The sequence below is a fragment of the Micromonospora foliorum genome, assembly GCF_022229015.1.
Classification (GTDB): domain Bacteria; phylum Actinomycetota; class Actinomycetes; order Mycobacteriales; family Micromonosporaceae; genus Micromonospora; species Micromonospora foliorum.
The window spans coordinates 1-2271 of record NZ_JAKKFF010000053.1; the positions used below are offsets into that span (position 1 = coordinate 1).

Genomic DNA, 2271 nt, shown 5'->3' on the forward strand with positions numbered 1-2271 from the left:
CCCCTCTTTGTTTTCTACTGCTCCCGCCCCCCCCTCCATCTACCCCCTTTCCCTCCTCGACGCCCTGCCGCTCTGCCGCCGCGGCGGCACCGGCCGCGACCTTCCCGCCGGCACCGGGCACCGACATCTTCGACGCGGTACGCGCGGCGCACGCGGCCATCGACCTGACGCCCGGCGTACCCGATCTGGCGGCCTTTCCCCGCGCGGACTGGCTGCGCGCCGAACGGACCGTGCTGCGTCGCGTCGCCGCGGCCGACCTCGGCTACGGCGACCCCTGTGGCACGCCCGCGCTGCGACAGGCCGTCGCCGCCTGGTTGGCGCGCAACCGCGGGATCAGCGTCGACCCCGCCGAGGTGATCATCGTGGCTGGCGTCTCCCAGGCGCTCGGGCTGCTCGCCCAGGCACTCACCGCCGCCGGCGTCGACCGGATCGCCGTCGAGGACCCGGGCTCGCTCGGGGTGCGCCAGCACCTGAACAACTGGCGGATGGACACCCCGCCGATCAGCGTCGACGACGCCGGGCTGCGGGTCGACGAGTTGGCCGCCAGCGGCGTACCGGCCGTGATGCTCACCCCCGCGCACCAGTTCCCGACCGGGGTGGTGCTCGACGGTGACCGCCGCCGCCAGCTCTTCGCCTGGGCGCGGGCCGGCGGTCTGATCATCGAGGACGACTACGACGCCGAGCACCGCTACGACCGTCCTCCGGTGCCGGCGCTGCGTGGTCTGCTGCCCGAGCAGGTCTGCTACGCCGGCAGCGTCTCCAAACTGCTCGCCCCCGCCCTGCGGGTCGGTTGGCTGCTCGTGCCTCCGCGGCTGCGCGAGGCCGTGGTGGCCGCCAAGCGCAACGCCGACCTGGGCAACGCCGTGCTCCCGCAACTGGTGCTGGCGGAGTTGATGACCTCCGGCGCCTTCGAGCGGCATCTGCGGCTGCTGCGTCGGCGACACATCCGCCGGCGGGACGCCATGATCGCCGCGCTGGCCCGCGCGGTGCCGTCGGCGACGGTGCACGGCGCCGCCGCCGGCCTGCACCTGATGATCACGCTGGACGACGCCGTGGTCGACACCGAGCTGGCCGCGGCGACGCTGGCGCGCGGGGTGAAGGTGCAACCGCTGTCCTGGCACTGCGAGCGTCCCTACCGGCCCGGCCTCGTGCTCGGCTACGCGGCCCGGACGCCCACCGAGATCGAGGACGGCGTCGCCGCTGTCGCCGCCGCCCTCGGCCACGTGCCAAGACCCTGAGCACTGGGAGTGGGTGCGGGCGACATCCCAGCGGTGGCGGACGTGTCGGTCGCCGTCATATCTGGTGTGGTCTATGTCACGGTAGCTTCGGCGCACGCCGACGCCCCCGTTGACGCTGCCGAGAAGAGCGCCCATGCCCACACCGCTGAAAGCCGCCACCACCCTCGCGGCCGTGCTCCTGCTGATCCTGACCGCTGCGGCACCCGCCCAGGCCGCCAACCCCGCCACCAAGCCCCCGGTCTCCGGGTCACTGGGCACCTACAACGTCTCCGGCGTCTACGTCGCCGGGGTCTCCTCCGGTGGCTACATGGCCACCCAGTTGCACGTCGCCTACTCGTCCCGGATCAGGGGAGCGGCCGTCTTCGCCGCCGGGCCCTACTACTGCTCCCAGAACACCGTCACCCAGGCGCTCTACGGCTGCGGCGACAACAGGTACCCGACCAACGTCTCCGCGCTGCAGGCGTACACCCGGACCTGGGCGTCGTACGGCTGGGTCGACCCGGTCGGCAACCTGTCCGGCGATCCGGTGTACGTGTTCCACGGCGGCAACGACACCACGGTCAAGAAGTCCGTCACCGACGACCTGGTCCGCTACTACCAGCACTTCGGGGCCAGCGTGCAGTACGACAGCGGCTCCGCCGCCGGTCACTCCTGGGTCACCCCGTACGGCACGCTCGGATGTGCGACGACCGCGTCGCCGTACCTCAACGACTGCGGCACCGACCCGCAGAACGCCCTGCTGCGCAAGCTGCTCGGCGGGGTGAACGCACCGAACACCGGGGCGCTCGGCGGCTCGCTCATCCGCTTCAGCCAGAACACGTTCGCGGTCAACGGCTGGGCCAACGGGTTGAGCATGGACGCCAACGGCTTCGCCTACGTCCCGTCGGCCTGCGCGGCCGGCCAGTCGTGCCGCCTGCTGGTCGCCCTGCACGGCTGCGTGCAGTCCGTCGGCGCGTGGGCACGGCGTTCGTCCACCGGGCCAACCCGACCCCACCATCACCCCCCACCAACCGGCTCAGCCCTTCCCCGCCGC

General features: G+C 72.6%; 2 protein-coding genes. Both read left to right on the forward strand.

Annotation, left to right across the window (positions count from 1 at the left end):
* A partial coding sequence (locus PSH25_RS04820; RefSeq protein WP_238657852.1) for an aminotransferase-like domain-containing protein occupies positions 1-1238 on the forward strand: 1238 nt, incomplete at its 5' end.
* Between the two features lie 133 nt (positions 1239-1371).
* Positions 1372-2271, forward strand: a 900-nt coding sequence (locus PSH25_RS04825; protein ID WP_238657853.1) for an alpha/beta hydrolase family protein, incomplete at its 3' end; no start/stop codon positions are given.